General features: G+C 39.3%; 20 protein-coding genes. 11 read left to right on the forward strand and 9 right to left on the reverse strand.

What is annotated here, in order from left to right:
• The first annotated feature begins 51 nt into the window (after positions 1-51).
• From E0H94_RS10750 to E0H94_RS10770, 5 genes are all read left to right on the forward strand, one after another.
• Positions 52-1191, forward strand: a complete 1140-nt coding sequence (locus E0H94_RS10750) for an acyl-CoA dehydrogenase family protein (protein ID WP_131326526.1) — start codon at positions 52-54, stop codon at positions 1189-1191.
• Positions 1192-1273: 82 nt separating this feature from the next.
• Positions 1274-2527 (forward strand): OprD family porin, encoded by a 1254-nt coding sequence (locus E0H94_RS10755; protein WP_205679296.1) that lies wholly within the window; start codon positions 1274-1276, stop codon positions 2525-2527.
• Positions 2528-2579: 52 nt separating this feature from the next.
• Positions 2580-3116: a DUF3237 domain-containing protein gene (locus E0H94_RS10760; protein WP_131326527.1), complete on the forward strand. Its 537-nt coding sequence runs from the start codon at positions 2580-2582 to the stop codon at positions 3114-3116.
• 53 nt (positions 3117-3169) lie between these two features.
• A complete protein-coding gene (locus E0H94_RS10765) occupies positions 3170-3562 on the forward strand; it encodes a PaaI family thioesterase (protein WP_131326528.1) in 393 nt (130 codons plus the stop codon).
• A gap of 32 nt (positions 3563-3594) precedes the next feature.
• Positions 3595-5349, forward strand: coding sequence for a tannase/feruloyl esterase family alpha/beta hydrolase (locus E0H94_RS10770; protein ID WP_131326529.1), 1755 nt, complete (start codon positions 3595-3597; stop codon positions 5347-5349).
• 651 nt (positions 5350-6000) lie between these two features.
• Here the strand turns inward: E0H94_RS10770 and E0H94_RS10775 are convergent.
• Positions 6001-6639, reverse strand: coding sequence for a LysE family translocator (locus tag E0H94_RS10775; protein ID WP_131326530.1), 639 nt, complete (start codon positions 6637-6639; stop codon positions 6001-6003).
• Positions 6636-7280 carry an alanyl-tRNA editing protein gene (locus E0H94_RS10780; protein ID WP_131326531.1) on the reverse strand — a complete coding sequence of 215 codons (645 nt, stop codon included), beginning with the start codon at positions 7278-7280 and terminating at the stop codon, positions 6636-6638. The genes E0H94_RS10775 and E0H94_RS10780 overlap by 4 nt, the downstream gene beginning before the upstream one ends.
• Before the next feature lie 89 nt (positions 7281-7369).
• Between E0H94_RS10780 and E0H94_RS10785 the strand changes: the two genes are divergently transcribed.
• A complete protein-coding gene (locus E0H94_RS10785) occupies positions 7370-8305 on the forward strand; it encodes a LysR family transcriptional regulator (RefSeq protein WP_131326532.1) in 936 nt (311 codons plus the stop codon).
• 176 nt (positions 8306-8481) lie between these two features.
• Here the strand turns inward: E0H94_RS10785 and E0H94_RS10790 are convergent, their stop codons facing one another.
• Positions 8482-9354, reverse strand: a complete 873-nt coding sequence (locus tag E0H94_RS10790; protein WP_131326533.1) for a LysR substrate-binding domain-containing protein — start codon at positions 9352-9354, stop codon at positions 8482-8484.
• A 140-nt stretch (positions 9355-9494) separates the two neighbouring features.
• On the opposite strand from E0H94_RS10790, the gene E0H94_RS10795 reads away from it, so the two are divergent.
• From E0H94_RS10795 to E0H94_RS10805, 5 genes are all read left to right on the forward strand, one after another.
• On the forward strand, positions 9495-10910 hold the full coding sequence (locus E0H94_RS10795) for an aspartate ammonia-lyase (protein ID WP_131326534.1): 1416 nt from the start codon (positions 9495-9497) through the stop codon (positions 10908-10910).
• A gap of 159 nt (positions 10911-11069) precedes the next feature.
• Complete coding sequence (locus E0H94_RS18485; RefSeq protein ID WP_165495602.1) at positions 11070-11210, forward strand: hypothetical protein; 141 nt, start codon at positions 11070-11072, stop codon at positions 11208-11210.
• A gap of 161 nt (positions 11211-11371) precedes the next feature.
• The gene (locus E0H94_RS10800; protein ID WP_131326535.1) at positions 11372-12160 is read left to right on the forward strand and encodes a crotonase/enoyl-CoA hydratase family protein; all 789 of its coding nucleotides are present in this window, start codon (positions 11372-11374) and stop codon (positions 12158-12160) included.
• 230 nt (positions 12161-12390) lie between these two features.
• Positions 12391-12552, forward strand: coding sequence for a hypothetical protein (locus E0H94_RS18490; RefSeq protein ID WP_165492945.1), 162 nt, complete (start codon positions 12391-12393; stop codon positions 12550-12552).
• Positions 12553-12792: 240 nt separating this feature from the next.
• Positions 12793-14604, forward strand: coding sequence for a monovalent cation:proton antiporter-2 (CPA2) family protein (locus E0H94_RS10805; RefSeq protein WP_131326536.1), 1812 nt, complete (start codon positions 12793-12795; stop codon positions 14602-14604).
• Positions 14605-14673: 69 nt separating this feature from the next.
• On the opposite strand, the gene E0H94_RS10810 is transcribed toward E0H94_RS10805, so the two are convergent.
• The 6 genes from E0H94_RS10810 to moaCB form a co-directional block, all read right to left on the reverse strand.
• Positions 14674-15567, reverse strand: coding sequence for a LysR substrate-binding domain-containing protein (locus tag E0H94_RS10810; protein WP_131326537.1), 894 nt, complete (start codon positions 15565-15567; stop codon positions 14674-14676).
• A 113-nt stretch (positions 15568-15680) separates the two neighbouring features.
• A complete protein-coding gene (locus E0H94_RS10815; RefSeq protein ID WP_131326538.1) occupies positions 15681-16319 on the reverse strand; it encodes an ATP-binding cassette domain-containing protein in 639 nt (212 codons plus the stop codon).
• 3 nt (positions 16320-16322) lie between these two features.
• Complete coding sequence (gene modB, locus E0H94_RS10820; RefSeq protein ID WP_131326539.1) at positions 16323-17006, reverse strand: molybdate ABC transporter permease subunit; 684 nt, start codon at positions 17004-17006, stop codon at positions 16323-16325.
• A 10-nt stretch (positions 17007-17016) separates the two neighbouring features.
• A complete protein-coding gene (modA, locus tag E0H94_RS10825; protein WP_131326540.1) occupies positions 17017-17781 on the reverse strand; it encodes a molybdate ABC transporter substrate-binding protein in 765 nt (254 codons plus the stop codon).
• A 40-nt stretch (positions 17782-17821) separates the two neighbouring features.
• Positions 17822-19048, reverse strand: a complete 1227-nt coding sequence (locus E0H94_RS10830) for a molybdopterin molybdotransferase MoeA (RefSeq protein WP_131326541.1) — start codon at positions 19046-19048, stop codon at positions 17822-17824.
• On the reverse strand, positions 19048-19971 hold the full coding sequence (gene moaCB, locus E0H94_RS10835) for a bifunctional molybdenum cofactor biosynthesis protein MoaC/MoaB (RefSeq protein WP_131326542.1): 924 nt from the start codon (positions 19969-19971) through the stop codon (positions 19048-19050). The genes E0H94_RS10830 and moaCB overlap by 1 nt, the downstream gene beginning before the upstream one ends.
• Between the last annotated feature and the right edge of the window lie 20 nt (positions 19972-19991).

Here is a 19991-nt window from a genome sequence, read left to right on the forward strand (position 1 = left end):
GCTCAATTTATTTTGGGCTTTACCCTTACTTTTGCCAAAAAAAGGTTAAGTATGCAACAAGATACTGAATTTGAACTGTTTCGCGATAACTATCGCCGCTTTCTAAAAGAATATGTCGCACCGCATTATGAACAGTGGGAAGAAGAATGTTTGATTCCAAGACAATTATGGAACCAGTTAGGTGAAAACGGCTTTTTATGTGTCGATGTGCCTGAAGAATATGGTGGTTATGGCGCCCCTGTACACTATTCTCTGATGCTGGTACAGGAAACTGCGCAAGCAGGTTTTACCTCCTTAGCTGTTGCAATCGGTGGACAAAATGAACTGGTTTCTCCATATATTCAAAACTTAGGCAGTGAAGAACAAAAGCAATATTGGCTCCCAAAAATGGTTACTGGCGAGGTCGTCACTGCGATAGCCATGACCGAAGCCAATGCAGGCTCAGACTTACAAGCCATTCGCACCCAAGCTATTCTGGATCAAGACCATTATTTGGTGGATGGTTCAAAAACCTTTATTTCTAATGGGATACATGCTGACCTGATTGTCTTGGTGGCAAAGACTAATCCTGAAGCTCGAGCAAAGGGTATTTCCCTGTTATTGGTTGATGCTGCATTAGATGGTGTTGAAAAAGGCAGATCTTTGAAAAAAATTGGACTCCATGCCCAAGACACCGCTGAGTTATTTTTCGATCAGGTCAAAGTGCCTAAGAACCAAAGATTGGGCGAAGAAGGTCAAGGTTTTTCCTATCTAATGCAAGAGTTGCCCCGTGAACGCCTAAGTATTTCTATGATGGCTCTAGGTTCAATTTTAGGCGCTATTGATCTCACCAGTGATTATGTCCAGCAACGTAAAGCTTTTGGTCAGCCTTTAAGTCATATGCAAAACACACGTTTTGTGTTGGCTAATACGCAAATTAAAGCCAAAGCAGCTCAGGCCTTTGTCGATCAATGTGCGGAACAATACAGTCGAGATGCTTTAAGCGTCAGTCATGTCGCTGCCTTGAAATGCTTTATTACCGATACCCAATGCGATGTGATTGATCAACTACTACAACTGTTTGGCGGCTATGGCTACATGCAGGAATACCCGATTTCACGTTTTTTTGTCGATGCACGTGTGCAAAAAATTTACGGTGGCACCAATGAAATTATGAAAGAAATTGTCGCGCGGGAAATGCTCGGAAAATAATTCGTTTAAACAACAAATGAAGAACAGACCTCGATCCGAGGTCTGAATGTAAAACAACAATGATATTTCAGGAAGAAATGCAATGCAGTCTAAATTATGGATGTACTCTACCCTTATGCTCTCCAGTTCAGTATTTGCAGGTAGCTTTATTGATAACAGCACGGTCGACTTAACCACCCGAAATTTTTATTTTGATCGTGATTATCAAGAACAGTCTAAATACCCTGCCGCCAAAGATTGGACGCAAGGCTTTATTCTAAAAGCCAATTCGGGCTATACCGAAGGAACAGTTGGTTTTGGCTTGGATATATTAGCGACGGCTGGGTTTAAACTGGATGCCAGTGCAGATTATGCGGGGACGGGAAACCTACCGCGGGATACTGTGACCAATGAACCTGCTTCAAGTTATGGAGAAATTGGGGTAACGGGAAAATCTAAAATCAGTAAAACTGAATTAAAGGTCGGAACACTTCGACCAATGAACCCTGTACTGGTTGCCTCGCCTGCACGCTTATTACCACAAACCTATCGTGGGATTTCGTTAGAATCGAAAGATATTCAAAACCTTGATTTTCAATCGGCTTATATCGACAAGGTCAATCATCGTGATTCAAGCAATTATGAAAACATTAAAATATCAGGTGTAAATGGGCGCTTTAAAAGTGCAGAAACAGATGGGCTCTATTATTTGGGAGGACATTACCAACTCATCCCCAATACTAAACTCACCAGTTTTTATATGAATGTTGAAGATTTATATGACCAATCCATGTTTGGGGTCACCTACAATCATCAGTTCAATGAGAACAATAATTTAAGTTCACAATTGCGCTACTACCGCAGCCGTGATGAAGGTCAAGCCAAAGCAGGTTTGGTGGATAATGATCTGATTCATGCCTATTTTGAATATAAACATCAAAACCATAAGTTTATTTTGGCGACTTTTCATCATAGCGGTGATACCGCATTTCCCTACTTAACAGGCGGTGAAACAGGCTTGCTGATCGACACTTGGCCAGCGGAATTTTTAAATCCCAAAGAGCGTGTTTACAGCTTTCGTTATGAATATGACTTCAAAAACTATGTACCTGGTTTACGCTTTATGACCCGTTACACCACTGGTGACAATATTTATGCACCAAATTTGGGTGGAACCGATTTGAAAGAACATGAAACTGATTTTGACCTGGGTTATACGGTGCAAACAGGTATGTTCAAAAACCTTGGCTTACGCGCACGTTATGCCATGTATGACAACAATATGCTCTCCTCAGCCAACATCAAACCATCCAACGAAACACGCATTAACATTGATTACACATGGAAATTTAAATAAGCAAATGGAGGTTCTGCATTGATCAGAACCTCCATTTTTTGAGGGGAAATTCATGCAAAAACGACTTAGCCTATTCTTTGGATTGTACTTACTTAGCCAGACACATGCTGAAACTCGATATCATCCACCAGCCCCTCATTTAGAACCACTGGCTCAATTTAGTGTCGATTTAAATGCTCCTGTGTGGGAACTCGGAACCACTAGCGATAGTGGCAAACGTCGAATTATTCCAATTACAGGTGGCACCTTCCAAGGGAAACAACTCAAAGGCCGTATTTTAAATAATGGAGCAGATTGGCAAATTGTGGACAGTCAGGGACTTGCGATTATTGATACGCGTTACCTGTTAGAAACAGATGATGGTGCGCTGATTTATCTTCAAACCAAAGGTTATCGACATGGATCAACCCAAGTACTGCAACAACTTGCAGAGGGTCAAAATGTCGATCCGAACAAATACTATTTCAAAATCACCATGCAATTTGAAACCAGTTCACCCAAATATGCTTGGTTGAACCAAACGGTAGCCGTCGGGAGTGCCATGCGTTTAGGCAAAGCCGTAATTTATGACGCTTACACGCTTCAGTGATCAGGCAACTCATTCATTTTTCTCCTCTTCATTTGAAATAAGGATCTTTCGAAATGACACTGAAAACTTTAGAACACCTGCCTCCCATTCATCATCTTTTGGGAGGTCACAATATCCAATGGAATGCTGACCAGACTGAACTAGAAATTAGTTACGTGGCGCTAGACAGCTTTACCAATCCCAGAGGCAGCGTAGAAGGTGGTATGGTCTGTGCCATGTTGGATGATGTGATGGGACTGTTTGCTTATCTTGCCAATAATCAAACCCCAGCAACCACCATTAATCTGACTATGGATTTTTTACGCCCTTGCTTAGTCGGTACAGTACTCACCAAATGTCGCTTTATCAAGCAAGGCAAAGTCATTCTCAATATTGAAAGCGAAGCGTGGCAAAACCAGAAACTGATTGCCAGAAGTACTGCAAATTTTATGGTCCTTAACCCCTAACCTACGACATTGTTTGATATGGAACTTCAATCATGCAAAAGCAGTTAAAACAAAAAAATTGGTTCATACCGTTAAGCGTATTGACCTTATGTGTTGGTCTTTCAGCCTGTGGCGATAATGACAGCTCAAGTACGACACAAGCCACAGCCACAATTCCGAAACTTTCTCCAGCCGTCGGAACCAACTTAAAAGGTGCATGCGCGGATTTACAAGGGTTTCAATATGCAAACACCAGTATCACTTCTGCAAGCTTAGAAGCAGCAGGCAGCTTAAAAGTTGCAGGTCAAGATATTGCGGCACACTGTCGCATTACAGGCTACATGTACCCGCGAGTCAGCCCTGTTGATGGGCAAAACTATCAAATTGGTTTTGAAATGCGCTTACCACTGGACTGGAATGGTCGCTTTCTTTATCAAGGCAATGGCGGAACCGATGGCAATATTGTCACAGCTACGGGTCAAGTGGGCAGCGGTGGCCCACTGACCAATGCCCTGCATGATGGCTTTGCTGTTATTTCATCTGATGCTGGACACAATGCTTCACAAAATCCATTGTTCGGATTAGACCCACAAGCTCGAATAGACTATGGCTACGGTGCGATTACCAAACTCACTCCCATGGCAAAAAATCTGATTCAAGCCGCTTATGGAAAACTGCCAGACCGTTCTTATGCAGGTGGAACCTCAAACGGTGGACGCCATGCCATGATGGCAGCAACCCGTTTGGCAGATCAGTATGATGGCATTCTTGCCAGTACACCGGGTTTCCATCTACCACGTGCTGCTGCAGCTCAACTTTATACTGCACAACAATTGCGCCGTGTGGCTACGGATGAAAATGATTTGAGTACAGCCCTCACGCTATCTGAACGAAAAGTTCTTGCACAAGCCATTCTAGCTCAATGTGATGGTTTAGATGGTGTTAATGATGGCCTAGTCCAAGATGTAGAAGCGTGTCGTACTGCTTTCGATATTCATCGCGATGTGCCTGTGTGTGCAGTTGAGCGTGATGGAAGTTGTTTATCTACAGATCAAATTGATGTGCTTGCCAATATCTATCGTGGTCCTGTCAATGCAACAGGTGAAGCATTATATGCCACACAACCATTTGATCCGGGACTAATGGGCAGTAATTGGGCCAGTTGGAAATTTGACTCGTCTGTCGGTACGGCACGTGACCCTGTAGCGGTTGGGATTATTTTTCAGGTTCCACCAGATCCAAGTATGATACAAAACTCTCGACAATTTGCCTTCAATTTTAATTTTGACGTGGACTATGCAAAATTATCAGCTACCAATGAAACCTATCAAGAAAGTGCCATGTCTTTCATGATTCCGCCCAATGAATTAAATCTGGATCAGTTACAGCAACGTGGTGGCAAAATGATTGTGGTGCAAGGTACGGCCGACGGGGTATTTTCTGTGGATGATACCCAGAACTGGTACGATAAATTGCTGCAAAAATATCAAAATAATGCCTCTGGCAATGCTCCAAGTTTTGTCCGTTTTTTTCGTGTTCCGGGTATGAATCACTCTCGTGGTGGTATCGCAACCGATCAATTTGATGCACTCACAGCTTTGGTCAATTGGGTGGAATATGGTCAGGCACCAGATCGAATGATTGCTGGCGCACGTGGTGAAGGCAATGCCAGTGGGCAAGTGAATACGGAATTGCCTAGCGATTGGTCAGCAAACCGCACTCGTCCACTTTGTCCATATCCTTTGATTGCGCGTTATAACGGTCAGGGCGACAGTGAGCAAGCCGAGAATTTTAGCTGTAAATTGTAATCAAAAATAAGTGTTTAGAAACAAAGAAAGAGTTAAACATAGCTCTTTCTTTGTTTGAATTAGTTAGAAAACTTGTCATTTCGACTCTATTTTAAAGCTGTGAAATATTATTCAACTTTAATGACTGCAAATTCTTGCTCAGGTATTCTTTCTACCCAATGATGTCCGCGACTGAAACATTATGATAAGCAGCGAGATATTGATGCCTGCGGCATTTCATAAATATTGCCCTTTAACTCTAAATGAACATAATGACGGTAAAAAACGACAAGATTCGCCTAAATTTTGACTACGTCGATTGGTGAATTTTCTAGTTCATTCATCTAGCGCATTCGCATGTTCTACACAAAAGCTGTTGCTCTCCATGATGAGAGCGTGTATTCATCAATATTTTTCAATCACACTGTTTTAGTACGTTTGAATGGTTTTTATATTGTGCAGCACGGCATTTAAGGACATGACAATAGCGTGGTATTTGGTCGGATTTAAAGTCAAAAATTAGACTCATTTAGACTCTCGCTTGCATTTATCAAATCATCTGAATTGAAAAACTAGGTGCTTTAAAACATCTCACCTAGTTGTATTTTAAAGATTTTATTTTTAAGGGGTTGGTTTTAAGCGGATTACAATTTAGTTGTGCTTTATTGATGATTAAAATTCAACGCCTAAAATTAATCGTATTGCGATCGCGCCCAATAACAGTCCCATCACTTTTTCTAAAATAAAGTTATATTTTAGAAAGCCTGATCTGATTTTAGGTTGTGTAAAGATCAAACTGACAACAACAAACCACAAAGTATTTACCAGACACATCCAGCCACCATACAGTATCTGTGTGAACAAAGGTGTCGTTGTACTGACTATACTGGTGAAAATGGCCAAGAAAAAAATAGTTGCCTTAGGATTCAGTGCATTGGTCCAAAAACCTGTCATGAATGCTTGATGATAAGACATGTTGGTGTGTCCAGAAGCAGCCTGCATATTGATTTCAATCGGTGTCGATCCTCCTTTCAAACAATTCCAGCCCAAATAGAGTAAATATAAGGCACCCATTATTTGAAAAAGACTCATGAAAATATGATTTTGTGACAGAACCAGCCCAACCCCCATGAGCGTATAAAACACATGAACGGAAATGCCACAACCAATTCCTACTGCTGTCATACAACCGATTCGATAACCATGTTGGGTACTTTGCCGCACACTAATAATGAAATCGGGGCCTGGAATAATCACTGCAAGAAAATGTATGAGCGCCAAGGTTAGAAATTCATGGTAATACACACTCATCTAGAAATACCTGTAGCTAAAGCGTAATGTACAGAAAGCTTCCCTTTCTTGATTTCCATTTTAAGAATGTCGACAGGACCAATTTCAGATAAAGATTGGACATGTGTTCCCCCACAAGGATAGGTATTCAATTCACCAAACTGAATTTCACGAAATCCAGCTGCATTAATCGTAAGTTTTGCTGGTAAATTGGCATCTACAAACATCTGAATTAGGGTTTGTAAATAAACAGAATCTATAAGCTCGCTCTTTTCAGTGGCTAAAAACTGCACTTTTGCATCGTTGGGCCAGTGTTGTGCTTTGATTGGCTGCCAACCGTAAGTTTCAATAATATGCCCAATTAAGTGTCCTGCACTGTGTAACCGACTATGAAGTTGACGGGATTGAATATCAACTTTTGCATATGCCTGACCTAATGCTACAGCGCGGTTACATCGATGAACAATGGCTCCATTTATAAATGCCACATGCAAAACTTCACTGTCTGCAATATATCCTGTATCACTTGGTTGCCCTCCTCCTTGAGGATGAAATGGCGTGTTCTCTAATTTAATTTCAAATTGACCATTTTCCAGTAAAGTGCAAGCCACAACTTCCACATAACTTTCTGTAACACCAGATAAATAAAGATTTTTTACCATGAAATAACAACAGTATCTAAATATGAAAAAATTGTATAACTTTGTCTATGGGGTGATAATCTAGAAAATTATCAAATAACTTTTGCCTCATGAGCACAAATCAAAATTTAAACTTACTGAATGAAATGGTGACATTTGTAAAAGTGGTTGAAACAGGCAGTTTTTCTGAAACGGCACGTCAGTTTGGAACAACGCCTTCAGCAATCAGTCGAGCTATTTCACGTCTCGAAAAAGCGTTAGGGACTCGACTACTACAAAGAACAACCCGTAAGTTGCGCATAAGTGAAAGTGGGCAAGCCGTATATGAGCGATGTCTAGACATGGTCAATGCGGCTCAAGCTGTGATGGAAAGTTCGGAAAAATTTCACTCAGAGCCTCAAGGCCAAATTCGAATGAGTGTGCCTAAAGCAGTTGGACATTATCTTATTCATCCCTATTTGCCTGAATTTTTAAGACTTTATCCTAAAATTGATATTCAACTACTGTTAGAAGATCGCTACATTGATTTAATTGAAGATCAAGTAGACCTTGCTATTCGTATTACGGAAAAGCCACATGATGGTTTAATGGGGCGGAAACTTTTAGAAATAGACCATGTAATTTGTGCAACCCCTGAATATTTATCAAGGTTCGGCACACCTCAGCATCCACATGATTTGAAAGAACATCAGTGTATCTATTTGGGTGAGCAAGCAATTGATTCAAAATGGAAATTTCAGCAAGGAAACAAAAGTCTTTCAGTCCATGTTAAAGGTCGCTACGCGGCGAATCATACTGGAGTCCGTCTTGATGCTGCTTTACAGCACCTTGGAGTTGCCAGTTTACCGTTCTTTGTAGCAAATAAGGTAATGAAAAATAAGCAGTTAATTCAAGTTTTGCCAGACTGGTATTTTAAAACCTATTATAGTGGTGGAGCATGGCTGTTATACCCAGTGACAAAACATTTGCCACCAAAACTAAAAGTATTGATTGAATTTCTTGCTCAAAAATTGGAACAAGAACCAACATTGTTAAGACCAGATTGATAAAAAACATTCAAAAAGTTGTACGGCAAAGCAATCAATAGGGAAATTTAGAAATGTGAAAATTGACAAAAAATAAAGATTAATGTGTGTTATTTATGCTCAAAATATTAAAAGTAGACATTGTATAAATGAAAATTTAATAGATAAAAAATTATTTATACAATGCCTAAAGATTATTAATTAATGAGAGTATTCCAAATATAGTCCATGCGTTGAGAATATATAACTTTACTGCGAATAATATAAATATCTTGGAAGAAGTGATAATTATCTAAGACGCGCAATTTATTTTCAGCAATTTCTTCTTCTACTAAAAGTTTAGGTAACCAAGCAATGCCTAGTCCTTGTAAAACCAAAGCTTTTAGATCTCCAGCATTGTCTGTTTCATATAAAATTCGATAATCCAATTTATCTTCAATTTCACGGTCAACACATTTTCTTAAATAAGCTTGCTTACTATAAGACAGCAAAGGAAAATGTTGATCTAAACTGTATTTTTCGTATTTATCACGTGCAGAAGCCACAGGAAGAATTTCCATTTTCACAATTTTATGAAATGCAAAAATTGCATGGTCTAACTGTTTTAGCGTTTCTTCATCACAATAGCAAATTAAGAAATCACATGAACCTTCTTTCAATAGTCGCATGCCCTGTTTCATATTAGCTGCAATAATTTCAAGTTGTAGATCTTTAATATCTGTATATAAATTGTGAATGAAGTTGGGGAAAAATTGTGTAATTAATGAATGAGATACTGCAAACTTGATGGAAAGCTCATTATTTTTAATGTTTTTTTCCAGATACTTAATAGTTGTATCTAATTGATTTTGTATGTTTTTTGCTGATGATAGCAAAATTTGACCGGCATCCGTAAAGTCAACATTTTTGCTATAGCGTTTTAAAATTTGAAAGCCTAAAGCATCTTCAATAGCTTGAATTCTGCGTGTAAAGGCAGATTGTGTCACATGTCTGAGTTCGGCCGCTTTTGAGATAGATTTTTCTTGTTCTAAAGCAAGTAAATCTTCAATCCAACGAATTTCCAATGACATTTGCACTGTCCATAATCTAAGCGATGTTAATAATTATACAGTGTTATGCAAAAATTGCATGAATAAATATTTTTTTACATTAGTCAGGCTAGGTCTTCTCGCTCTAAGATAAAATTATTCCCGCTATAGAGCATTTCTTAATGAATATTGAAATTAAATCACGGACTGAAAAAGATTTACTCGGTTTTAAAGAAGTCCCATTCCATTGTTACTACGGTGTACAAACGCTACGTGCATTGGAAAATTTCAATTTAAGTCCGAATAAATTAAGCCATTTCCCAATCTTCATTAAAGCTTTGGCAATGGTTAAATCTGCATGTGCAGTTTCAAATTTTAAACTAAATAAATTAGAAGAAAATAAATACAATGCAATTCAACATGCTTGCGAGCAGTTGATGAATGATTTATATCATGATCAATTCCCAATTGATATGATTCAAGGTGGTGCTGGTACTTCAACCAATATGAATGCAAACGAAGTAATTGCAAATATTGGCTTGGAATACATGGGACATGCAAAAGGCGAATATAAATATTTACACCCAAATAATGATGTAAATATGTCACAGTCAACCAATGACGTATACCCTACAGCAATTAAAGTTGGTTTATTATTTTCTTTAGATCAACTTAACACACCGTTCCAAAGCTTAATTAACAGCTTCCGTGTAAAATCTGAAGAATTTGCGCATATCTTAAAAATGGGTCGTACCCAGTTGCAAGATGCTGTGCCTATGACTTTAGGTCAAGAGTTTGGTGCATTTGCTAATACCTTACAAAATGACTTGAATATGCTTTACAGCATCATGCCGAATGCATTAAGTGTTGTGAACTTAGCAGGTACAGCAATTGGTACAGGTATTAACACTGAAGTTGAATACCGTTTACACGCCATTGAAGCGTTGTCACAAATTACGCAAAAGAATATTTCAAGTTCTCCTGACTTAATTGAAGCAACTTCAGACATGGGCGATTTCGTTCTATTGTCAGGTTTCTTAAAACGTACGGCGACTAAACTTGCTAAAATTGCCAATGACTTACGTTTATTGTCGAGTGGTCCACGTGCAGGTCTAAATGAAATTCACTTAGAACCACGCCAACCAGGTAGTTCAATCATGCCAGGTAAAGTGAACCCAGTAATTCCTGAAGCAATGAACTTGGCGTGTTACCAAATTATTGCAAATGACTTAGCGATTACCCTTTCTGCTGAAGCGGGTCAGTTACAGTTAAATGCAATGGAACCTTTAATTGCCTTTAAACTTTTCGAATCAATTGATTTGTTAGGTAAAGCAATGCGTATGTTCCAACTAAAATGTATTGAAAATGTTGTTGCGAATGCTGAACATTGCCAACACTTGGTAGATAACTCAATTGGTATTATTACTGTATTGAACCCATACCTTGGCTATGAAACGACAACTCGTATTGCCAAAGAAGCGAACGAATCTGGTCAAAGTATTCTTGCGCTCATTAAAGCTGAAAACTTGCTTTCTGATGAAGTTTTAGCAGACGTACTTTCAGTACAAAACATGGTACATCCTAAGCAATCTACATAATATTTTTATGTAATAGCTCAAAAAGGAACTTAGTCATAAGTTCCTTTTTTCGTCTGTATTACCCAATCAATCCAATAAGCAAAAACTGAATTAGATGAAACTGATCCAACACTTTTACCTTATATATTTAGTGTTGTTGCACCCTGCTTAATGCTAATCATGACCAGTATGGCAGCATCAGGTCCATTGCAGAATATGCGTTACATACCAGCCAAGCAATTGGCTCAACATTTTAAAACCTTTTCTTTGGCAGGTTTAAAAGCGGTTGTACATTCCCAGAAGAAAAATTTATCCAATTAATTTTGTATTACGCTGATTTAAAATTAATTTTTATATTCTGCTACAATTTTTACAGTGGAGTTGGCTTAATATCATTTGCATACAGTTTTTCACTTTATCTTCATCAAAGTCATTCCATAATAAAAGAACATCACTAAACAAAATAACTTAGGTATATAACGATGAATAAAATAAATGGAACAGTGAGTCGTGAAGTCCAAGATCATCTTTTATTCATTGGTTTAGATCGTGCCAGTAAACGAAATGCTTTTGATAGTCATATGATCTTGGCTTTATCTCAGGCACTTACCGAATATGAAGCAGATCCATCTTTAAGATGTGCCGTTATTTTTGCACATGGTGATCATTTTACAGCAGGGTTGGATTTACTTGAATTGCAAGATAAATTGGCTCAGGGAATTTTTAATTTTGCTACTGATCAGATTGATCCTTGGGGAGTAAGTGGAAAGCCCCGAACCAAGCCTGTGGTGGTGGCTGTACAAGGCACCTGTTTTACTGCGGGAATTGAATTGATGTTAAATGCCGATGTTGTGATTGCCAGTGAAGATTGTACGTTTGCACAAATGGAAGTATTGCGTGGCATTATGCCATTTGGTGGCGCAACAGTACGCTTTGTCCAAGCAGCAGGTTGGCAAAAAGCGATGCCATATTTATTGACTGGGAAAAGTTTTACAGCCACGACTGCTTTAGATTTGAATCTTATTTCTGAGAAAGTCGCTTGTGGTCAACAGTTTGCTCGAGCAATTCAAGTTGCTCAAGAAATTTCTACTGCAGCACCTTTGGCAGTTCAAGCTTTAATCTGTTCTGCGCAAGAAGCACAACAAAAAGGCACAGCATATGCCTTACAAAATTTAGCATCTTACTTACCCGCTTTGTTCCAATCTGAAGATGCACATGAAGGTGTAATGGCAATGCTAGAAAAAAGAAAACCTGAGTTTAAGGGAAAATAGCAGCTTTATTCCAGACCCGAAAGCTTTATTCAATAAAGGATAGATACGTCATTTTATAAGGCTCAAGTGAGCAAATGGATTTAAAATATAGAGGACCTGTATGAGGAAAAACATAGCAGAAGCTTAAAATCACTTTTCTCTGTTATAGTTTGTTATTCAAAAAGTGTACCTACTTCAGTTTGCAAAACTTAGCCATAATCACTACAAATCATAATAGAGTGAGTTTTGAGATGAATGATGATCAAGGTTCAAGAAAGCCAGAAAAATATGCGGACAGTTCTATTTCGGATAAAGCCTTTAAGCGAATGATTGTTTGGTTTTTCTTATACTGCGCATTTTTTTGTATCTGTGTAATTTTTGTGGTGAATGCCGACTCTGCATTTATGCCTTAATTACAAAGTACAAAATAACGCTATCTTATAAACCGTTGGCATCAGAAATAAAAAAATTTAGATATGTTTCTGATGTCATATGATTTTTTTACTTAAAATCAGCTCATTAAGGAATAGTCGCAAAATTTATACGCGCCTATCTTCTTGTATATCAACCTTCTTCACACTCAAATTATGATGTCCTATGACAACATAATCAGTTAATATTTTTCAAAATAATTCAATAAATATGAGAAATATATGAGTGCAGAAGCAGATTCTCTTAGTCTCATCTCCCCTGTGATCTTGCTTACAGCCGCAGTCATTGCTGTACCCGTGATCAAACGATTGGGGTTGAGTTCTGTATTAGGCTATTTAATTGCAGGATTAATTATTGGGCCATTTGGTCTGGCTTTTTTCTATGATTCAGCATCAATTTTACATATCGCTGAACTTGGAATTGTAATGTATCTATTCGTGATTGGGCTAGAAATGCGTCCTTCACATTTATGGAGTCTAAGAAAAGAGATTTTTGGACTCGGAACTTTGCAAATTATCGCATGTTCACTTGGGCTGACAGGCGTTGGTTTAGTTTATGGTTATTCTTGGCAAGTGAGTTTTGTGTGTGCTGCGGGTTTTGTCCTCACATCTACCGCAATTGTGATGCAACTTTTGGGCGATCGAGGCGATATTGCACAACCTCGGGGGCAAAAAATTGTCTCTATTCTTTTATTTGAAGATTTACTGATTGTTCCTTTACTTGCAATTGTGGCGTTTATTGCGCCGAATCATGTTGTTGAAAGTACCTCGGTACGGTTGCAAAACATTGGTATTGGGTTAATTTCGATTGCAGGTTTAATTGCTGCTGGCTATTGGTTACTGAATCCCCTCTTCCGTTTATTGGCTGCCGCTAAAGCGCGTGAAGTGATGACCGCAGCAGCATTATTGGTTGTATTAGGCGCAGCTTTACTCATGCAAGTCAGTGGTCTATCTATGGCAATGGGGGCTTTTCTAGCGGGCGTATTACTCTCCGAATCGACCTTCCGTCATCAAATTGAAGCTGATATTGAGCCATTTCGTGGGATTTTACTTGGTTTGTTTTTCCTTGGCGTTGGCATGTCCTTAGACTTAAACGTGGTGCAAAGTAATTGGCCACTCATTCTCAGTGCCGTCATTGCATTAATGTTTGTTAAAGCAGTGATGATCTATCTTACCGCTCGTTTAACCAAAAGCCCGCATATCGAAGCCCTTGATCGTGCATTACTGATGGCGCAAGGTGGGGAATTTGCTTTTGTGCTGTTCACGGCAGCAATGAGCGCTCAAGTAATCAGCGCTGTCGAACGCTCGAACCTTACTGCAATTGTGGTGTTGTCGATGATTCTTACACCAATTATCGGTATTTTATTTAAACGATTTACCCAAAAAACAGCACAAGTTTCATTAGACAATATCCGCATTGCAGATGGTCTTTCAGGTAAAGTGCTGATGATTGGTTTTGGTCGTTTTGGGCAAGTCACCAGTCAATTACTACTCGCGCGTGGTGTTGATGTCACAATTATTGATAATGACATTGACATGATTCAAAACGCGGAACGTTTCGGTTTTACCATTTACTATGGAGATGGTTCCCGTTTAGATATTTTACATGCCTCAGGAGCGGATACCGCTGAAGCGATTGTGGTCTGCGTAGACCATAAAGACACCACCAATAAAATTGTAGAGTTGGTGCAGCATGAATTTCCTTTAACCAAACTATTGGTACGTTCCTATGACCGTGAACATGCTTTACATTTGGCCAAACAAAATGTGGATTACATGATCCGAGAAACCTTTGAGTCAGCAATGGTATTTGGTGGTGCGATTTTAGAAGAGCTTGGCGTTGACCTAAACGAGGTGGAAGAAATTAGCCGTGAAATTCGTGAACGCGACAAAGAACGCTTTGAAACAGAAGTCGCAGCAGATGATGTTTATGCTGGTATTGGCTTACAGTACACAGGGCCACGCCCGACTGCACCATTAATCACGCCTAAGCATACAGGGCAAATTATTAATGAATGCGACACACAACAGTAATCAAGATTGTAAAATTCATCAATAAAAAAGAGGTCGAATTAGACCTCTTTTTTATATGTTGAGAAATTTCTATCGCGCTAAAATTTCATGGCACATTTGTCTCAGCCATTGATGGCTGGTCTTATGATGACATGACATATGCCAAAATTGTTTTACGCTATAAGTTGGAAATGAAATAGGCGCATTAAAAATTTGTAAATTACCACGTGATAATAATACTTCACTTAGGTAATAAGGCACTGTGGCAATCGCATCGGACTCTTGTACCACCAAACCCACACCTAAGTAGCTTGGTAAACGCATGATAATATTGCGTTTTAAATCTAAATTTAACAGCTCATTTTCAATATGATAATGACCAATGCCAGCATCAATATCAATATGTGACTCTGCCAAATACTGTTCAATAGTCAAATGATTTGGCGTTAAACGAGGATGGTTTTTCGCGGCAATCACCACATAGTATTGTTCAAATAACAATTGCTGATAAAAGCCATTTTCCATATGTGGCAAGAAACCAATCGCTAGATCAATTTCACCATTCGCCATTTGATAACTGGTTTCGGAGGTAATTGGACGCACATTTAATCTGACATGGGGTGCGTGCTGTTTCAGGTATTGTGACATCTTAGGCAATAACACCAAATGCGATACATCCGTCATGGCAATGTTAAATTGCTGATGAGAATTCATTTCATCAAAATCGATAGTAAAATTATTAATTAATTCAATTCGGTTTAACGCTTCACTGACCAAAGGAAAGAGCTGCTTGGAAAGTTCCGTTGGCATCATTTCATTGCCAATACGTAAAAATAACGGGTCGTTATAATGTTGACGGATTTTATTTAAGCTATTACTGACCGCAGGTTGGCTCATGCAGAGTTGTTCTGCGGCAACCGAAACACTTTTAAATTTATACACATAGAAAAAAATGCTAAGAAGTTTACAGTCAAGTTCGAACACTAAAATAGAAATCCTAATCTTATTTCAATAGGCATATATCATCGCTTTTTTTCAGATTTACGCCAATATCAAATTCTATCTTTTTCTGTGATTGTATGTATTTTCTTAAGACTCTAAGCCAATAATCTTCCCTCATGCATGGTAAGAATCTCTGCATCTAAACTTTTTAATTCATCAATATGGTGCGTGACATAAATCATGGGTAAATCCAGTTCATCTTTAATGCGTTTTAAAAAAGGCAATATTTGTTGCTTGAGTTGACGATCTAGACCTGTAAGCGGTTCATCTAAAAGTAATAAGTTGGGTGACGACAGTAATGCACGTCCAATACAAACGCGCTGTGCTTCGCCCCCTGAAAGTTGATGGGCTTTGCGTTGAATCAGATGTTCTAATTCTAATAATTCTACAATTTGTGCAGAATGAAATTTAACATCTTTAGAATCTTGAAGTTTTTCTGCATATTTTAGGTTTTGTTGAACATTTAAATGTGGGAATAACAATGCTTGTTGAAAGACTAAAGCAACTTGTCGTTGGTGGGGAGCTAAGTTGATCTTCCGAGATGAAGCAAATAAAGTTTGAGAACCCAATTGAATATCACCCGATTTCGGATTCAATAATCCTGCTATGTTTTTGAGTAAGGTGGTTTTACCACTCCCAGATGAACCGACAATGCCTAAAATTGGGTGCTGCATTTCAAGTTGAATATTTAAATTAAAATCGGCTCTTTGATAATCGAATTTACAGTTCAACATGGCTCAAACTCCTAATCGCTTTTGATATTTCTGCAAAATCAAATAATTGGCAATTAATGCAGTAAATGCCAGTAGCATAGAAAGTGCAACTAAGCGCATTGCCATTTCTTCACCATTGGGTTGTTGTAGAAATGAATAAATTGCAATCGGGATAGTCCGTGTTTCATCTGGAATATTGCCAACAAAAGTAATGGTTGCCCCAAACTCACCCAGACTACGGCTAAAACACAAGATGCTACCAATAATGATGCCTGGAATTGCCAAAGGTAAACTAATAGTACAAAACACCCGTATTGGGCTTGCTCCTAGAGTTGCTGCCACTTGTTCAAGTTGTTGATTAATCAATTGAAAAGACAGACGAATGGGTTGTACCATCAATGGAAAAGCCACAATCATCGAGGCGAGTACAGCGCCTTTCCAATTAAAAACCACCTGAATACCAAGTTCATTTAAGTAGCGCCCAATCCAGCCTTGTTGCCCAAATAAAACCAAGAGTAAATAGCCCAAAACTACAGGCGGTAAGACCATCGGCATTTGTAAGATGGCTTCTAACAAAAATTTAAGCCGAAACTCATAACGTGCTAAAACCCAAGCCAATGCAATTGCAAAGGGTAAACTCAGCAATGTCGCGAACAATGCAACTTTGGCTGATAAATATAATGCACTGAGTTCCTCTGGGCTTAACATGGATTCAGTCCTATTGTTTTAAAACAAAACCATAGCGTTGAAAAATTTGCTTGGCTTGGCTATTAGTACGCACATATTTTTCAAATTGTATGGCGTCTTGATTTGCTGTGCCTTGCTGGGTCAGTGCAATTGGATAAATAATCGGATGGTGTGAGTTGGCTGGGAAAGTCCCAATTATTTTAACTTTCTGGCTAATGAGCGCATCGGTTTTATAGACAATTCCAACAGTGCATTCCCCGCGTTCAACAAATGCCAAAGCAGCGCGTACATCATCGGTTCCCACAATTCTACCTTTCAACGCATTCAACCAATTTAGTTTAATTAAACTTTGCTTGGTGTATTTCCCCGCTGGAACAGATTCCATTTGCCCTGTACACAGGTATCCCTGAAATGCCCCTGCAAAGTTAAACTGTGGTTTGGCTTGAAATGGAATATTTAATTGACGCGGACTAATTGCAACCAATTGATTCAATAAAAAAGGATGGACTTGTTTATTGCTAATTTTCTGTTTTTGTACCAGATAATTCATCCAATCTAGATCCGCAGAGAAATAGATATCACTGCTGGCACCAGCCTCAATTTGTTTTGCTAAGGCGGAAGATGCGCCAAATACAGGCACAATTTCGCTCTGTGGGTATTTTGCCCGATATTGTTTTGAAATATCAGTTAAAGCATTGGTTAAACTTGCCGCAGCATAAATTTTTACTGTATCTGCATGACCTAGAATGCTCAAACAGCAGGTTGTAACAAGGACTAAAGCAGGTTTAATTTTCATACAATTCCAACCTCTCAATTTAGCGATAATTTTAGTTTGCTTACAGAAAAAGCCCTTGTACCGTTGATCCTGCACTTAAAACTTGATTTTCTGGTATTCGAATCAAACAATTGGCGTGCATCAGATTACTCAACATGTGTGATTGCTGTTTCGATAAATTTTCGACCCATAATTGCCCTTGCTCAAAATGAGCAAACATTCTCAGAAAACGTTCTCTTGAATCACTCTTGATCGATTGCTTTAAGGTTGCACTAAACCAGTTGGGCAATTTAGTCTGACCCTGTAATGCGTGTAATAAGGTTGCAGTATAAATTTGCATGCCGACAAATACCGCAGCGGGATTACCTGGTAGTCCTAATAAATAACAGGCATCGCCAGATGTACGTTGATATTCTGCAAAGAGCATCGGTTTACCGGGTTTCTGTTTCACTTTCCAAAAGATTTGCTGAAAGCCTTGCTCTAATGCAACGGGCCGCACAAAGTCATAGTCTCCGACTGAAACCCCACCCGTAGTCAAAATGACGTCACACTCTTGTTTGAGTTGCTGAATCAATTGTTGTAGCGCCAGTTCGGTATCTTCGACATGATAAATGTTGACGTTTTGCTGCTGTTGTTCAAACCATGCTTGGATTAATGGTGCATTGGCATCAAAAATTTTACCCGAAGTAAAATCATCTAGCGTTTTAGCGACTTCATCTCCAGTAATCACCACGGCAACTTTTGGAAATTGATAGACTTTAACCTGTTGAACTCCTGCCATCGCCAGTGCAGCGATTGCCCCAACGCTTAAATGCTGTCTTTGGTTTGCCAGGAGTTGTCCTTGACTCAATTCTTCCCCAACATCGCGAATATCGGCATGTGTATCTAAAGCGATATTGATCTGAATTTCAATAGAGTTCAATGGTGTGACAATTTCTTGTCGTGCCACTGTTGTTGTACCTTCAGGAATTTTTGCGCCTGTGAAAATACGCAGTGCCTGACCGTGATTTAAGGTCACATTTGTGTCTTGCCCTGCACGGATTTCACCAACCAATTCAAACTTGCTATTCTCAAGGATTGGCTCAGTGCTACATATGGCATAACCATCGACCGCACTTTGACTAAACAAGGGCAAATCAATTTCAGAATAAATGGCTTCTGCCAAGTATCGATTCAATGCTTGTTGCAGTGGAATACTTTCACTGGCTAATGCATGAACCCGATCTACAATCGTCGCAAGGGCTTGATCTACACCAATCAGCCCTTTTTCAGCACCACAACCCGACATTATTGATATCCTCCGGCATGGGGAATATTTTTCTGTACATCAAACAGATGAATTAATGCAGGTTGAATTGCAATGAGGGATTCTTTCGCACCCTGACGGCTTCCGGGCAAAGTGATGACTAGACTCTGATCGATATAACCTGCAACACCACGGCTAAGCGCTGCATAAGGTGTACGTTTCTGACCAAAACTCCGTGATGCTTCCATCAACCCCGGAATTTCACGTTTCATTAATGGCTGTAAGGTTTCTACGGTAAGATCTTTCGGACCAAGCCCTGTTCCGCCCACGGTCAGAATAAGAGGATAATGATTTTTTTGCTGTTCGATTAATGCCAACAGTTGTTCAGGACTGTCTGGAATCACCTGATAAGCAATATCTTTAAAATTGGCGTCTTGAAGGATCTCCAACACATTTAAACCTGCGGTATCTGGCTTTTTACCTGCGGCAACAGTATCGGAGAGGACAATGATTGAAGCTGGAATGGCTTCTTTTAGCGCGCGAGTATAATGAGACTTGCCCCCTTTTTTCTTCGCCAGTTTACATTGGTCTAAGCATAAATCTTCTGGTTCGCAATGTGGTTTGAGCATGTCATAGAGGGTTAATCCCGCTAAACTGACTGCAGTTAATGCCTCCATTTCCACGCCTGTTGGACCAATGGTTTCAACCGTTGCTGTAATTAAGACATGTTGCTCGAATAGTTCATATTCCACATCCGCACGGTAAATAGGTAAGGGATGACACAAGGGAATCAGCTCATCTGTACGCTTTGCTGCAAGGATTCCTGCGATACGGGCAGTTTTTAGTGCATCGCCCTTTTCAGTATTGCCATTACGGAGCAGTTCAATACAATGTGCAGGCGCATACAAAATACCCGTTGCTACTGCGGTTCTATAGCTTTCGGCTTTCATGCCTACATTTTTCATGACGTACTCCTATTGCTGAA

The organism is Acinetobacter sp. ANC 4173 (assembly GCF_004331255.1).
In the GTDB taxonomy this organism is placed as follows: domain Bacteria; phylum Pseudomonadota; class Gammaproteobacteria; order Pseudomonadales; family Moraxellaceae; genus Acinetobacter.

What these genes read in the sequence shown, in the direction of transcription:
- E0H94_RS10785 (WP_131326532.1), top strand. Translation starts at nt 7,370, where the DNA reads ATGAGCACAAATCAAAATTTAAACTTACTGAATGAAATGGTGACATTT.
- E0H94_RS18485 (WP_165495602.1), top strand. Translation starts at nt 11,070, where the DNA reads ATGACCAGTATGGCAGCATCAGGTCCATTGCAGAATATGCGTTACATA.
- modA (WP_131326540.1), bottom strand. Translation starts at nt 17,781, where the DNA reads ATGAAAATTAAACCTGCTTTAGTCCTTGTTACAACCTGCTGTTTGAGC.
- modB (WP_131326539.1), bottom strand. Translation starts at nt 17,006, where the DNA reads ATGTTAAGCCCAGAGGAACTCAGTGCATTATATTTATCAGCCAAAGTT.
- moaCB (WP_131326542.1), bottom strand. Translation starts at nt 19,971, where the DNA reads ATGAAAAATGTAGGCATGAAAGCCGAAAGCTATAGAACCGCAGTAGCA.
- E0H94_RS10775 (WP_131326530.1), bottom strand. Translation starts at nt 6,639, where the DNA reads ATGAGTGTGTATTACCATGAATTTCTAACCTTGGCGCTCATACATTTT.
- E0H94_RS10770 (WP_131326529.1), top strand. Translation starts at nt 3,595, where the DNA reads ATGCAAAAGCAGTTAAAACAAAAAAATTGGTTCATACCGTTAAGCGTA.
- E0H94_RS10780 (WP_131326531.1), bottom strand. Translation starts at nt 7,280, where the DNA reads ATGGTAAAAAATCTTTATTTATCTGGTGTTACAGAAAGTTATGTGGAA.
- E0H94_RS10790 (WP_131326533.1), bottom strand. Translation starts at nt 9,354, where the DNA reads ATGTCATTGGAAATTCGTTGGATTGAAGATTTACTTGCTTTAGAACAA.
- E0H94_RS10760 (WP_131326527.1), top strand. Translation starts at nt 2,580, where the DNA reads ATGCAAAAACGACTTAGCCTATTCTTTGGATTGTACTTACTTAGCCAG.
- E0H94_RS10800 (WP_131326535.1), top strand. Translation starts at nt 11,372, where the DNA reads ATGAATAAAATAAATGGAACAGTGAGTCGTGAAGTCCAAGATCATCTT.
- E0H94_RS10765 (WP_131326528.1), top strand. Translation starts at nt 3,170, where the DNA reads ATGACACTGAAAACTTTAGAACACCTGCCTCCCATTCATCATCTTTTG.
- E0H94_RS18490 (WP_165492945.1), top strand. Translation starts at nt 12,391, where the DNA reads ATGAATGATGATCAAGGTTCAAGAAAGCCAGAAAAATATGCGGACAGT.
- E0H94_RS10795 (WP_131326534.1), top strand. Translation starts at nt 9,495, where the DNA reads ATGAATATTGAAATTAAATCACGGACTGAAAAAGATTTACTCGGTTTT.
- E0H94_RS10830 (WP_131326541.1), bottom strand. Translation starts at nt 19,048, where the DNA reads ATGTCGGGTTGTGGTGCTGAAAAAGGGCTGATTGGTGTAGATCAAGCC.
- E0H94_RS10750 (WP_131326526.1), top strand. Translation starts at nt 52, where the DNA reads ATGCAACAAGATACTGAATTTGAACTGTTTCGCGATAACTATCGCCGC.
- E0H94_RS10805 (WP_131326536.1), top strand. Translation starts at nt 12,793, where the DNA reads ATGAGTGCAGAAGCAGATTCTCTTAGTCTCATCTCCCCTGTGATCTTG.
- E0H94_RS10815 (WP_131326538.1), bottom strand. Translation starts at nt 16,319, where the DNA reads ATGTTGAACTGTAAATTCGATTATCAAAGAGCCGATTTTAATTTAAAT.
- E0H94_RS10755 (WP_205679296.1), top strand. Translation starts at nt 1,274, where the DNA reads ATGCAGTCTAAATTATGGATGTACTCTACCCTTATGCTCTCCAGTTCA.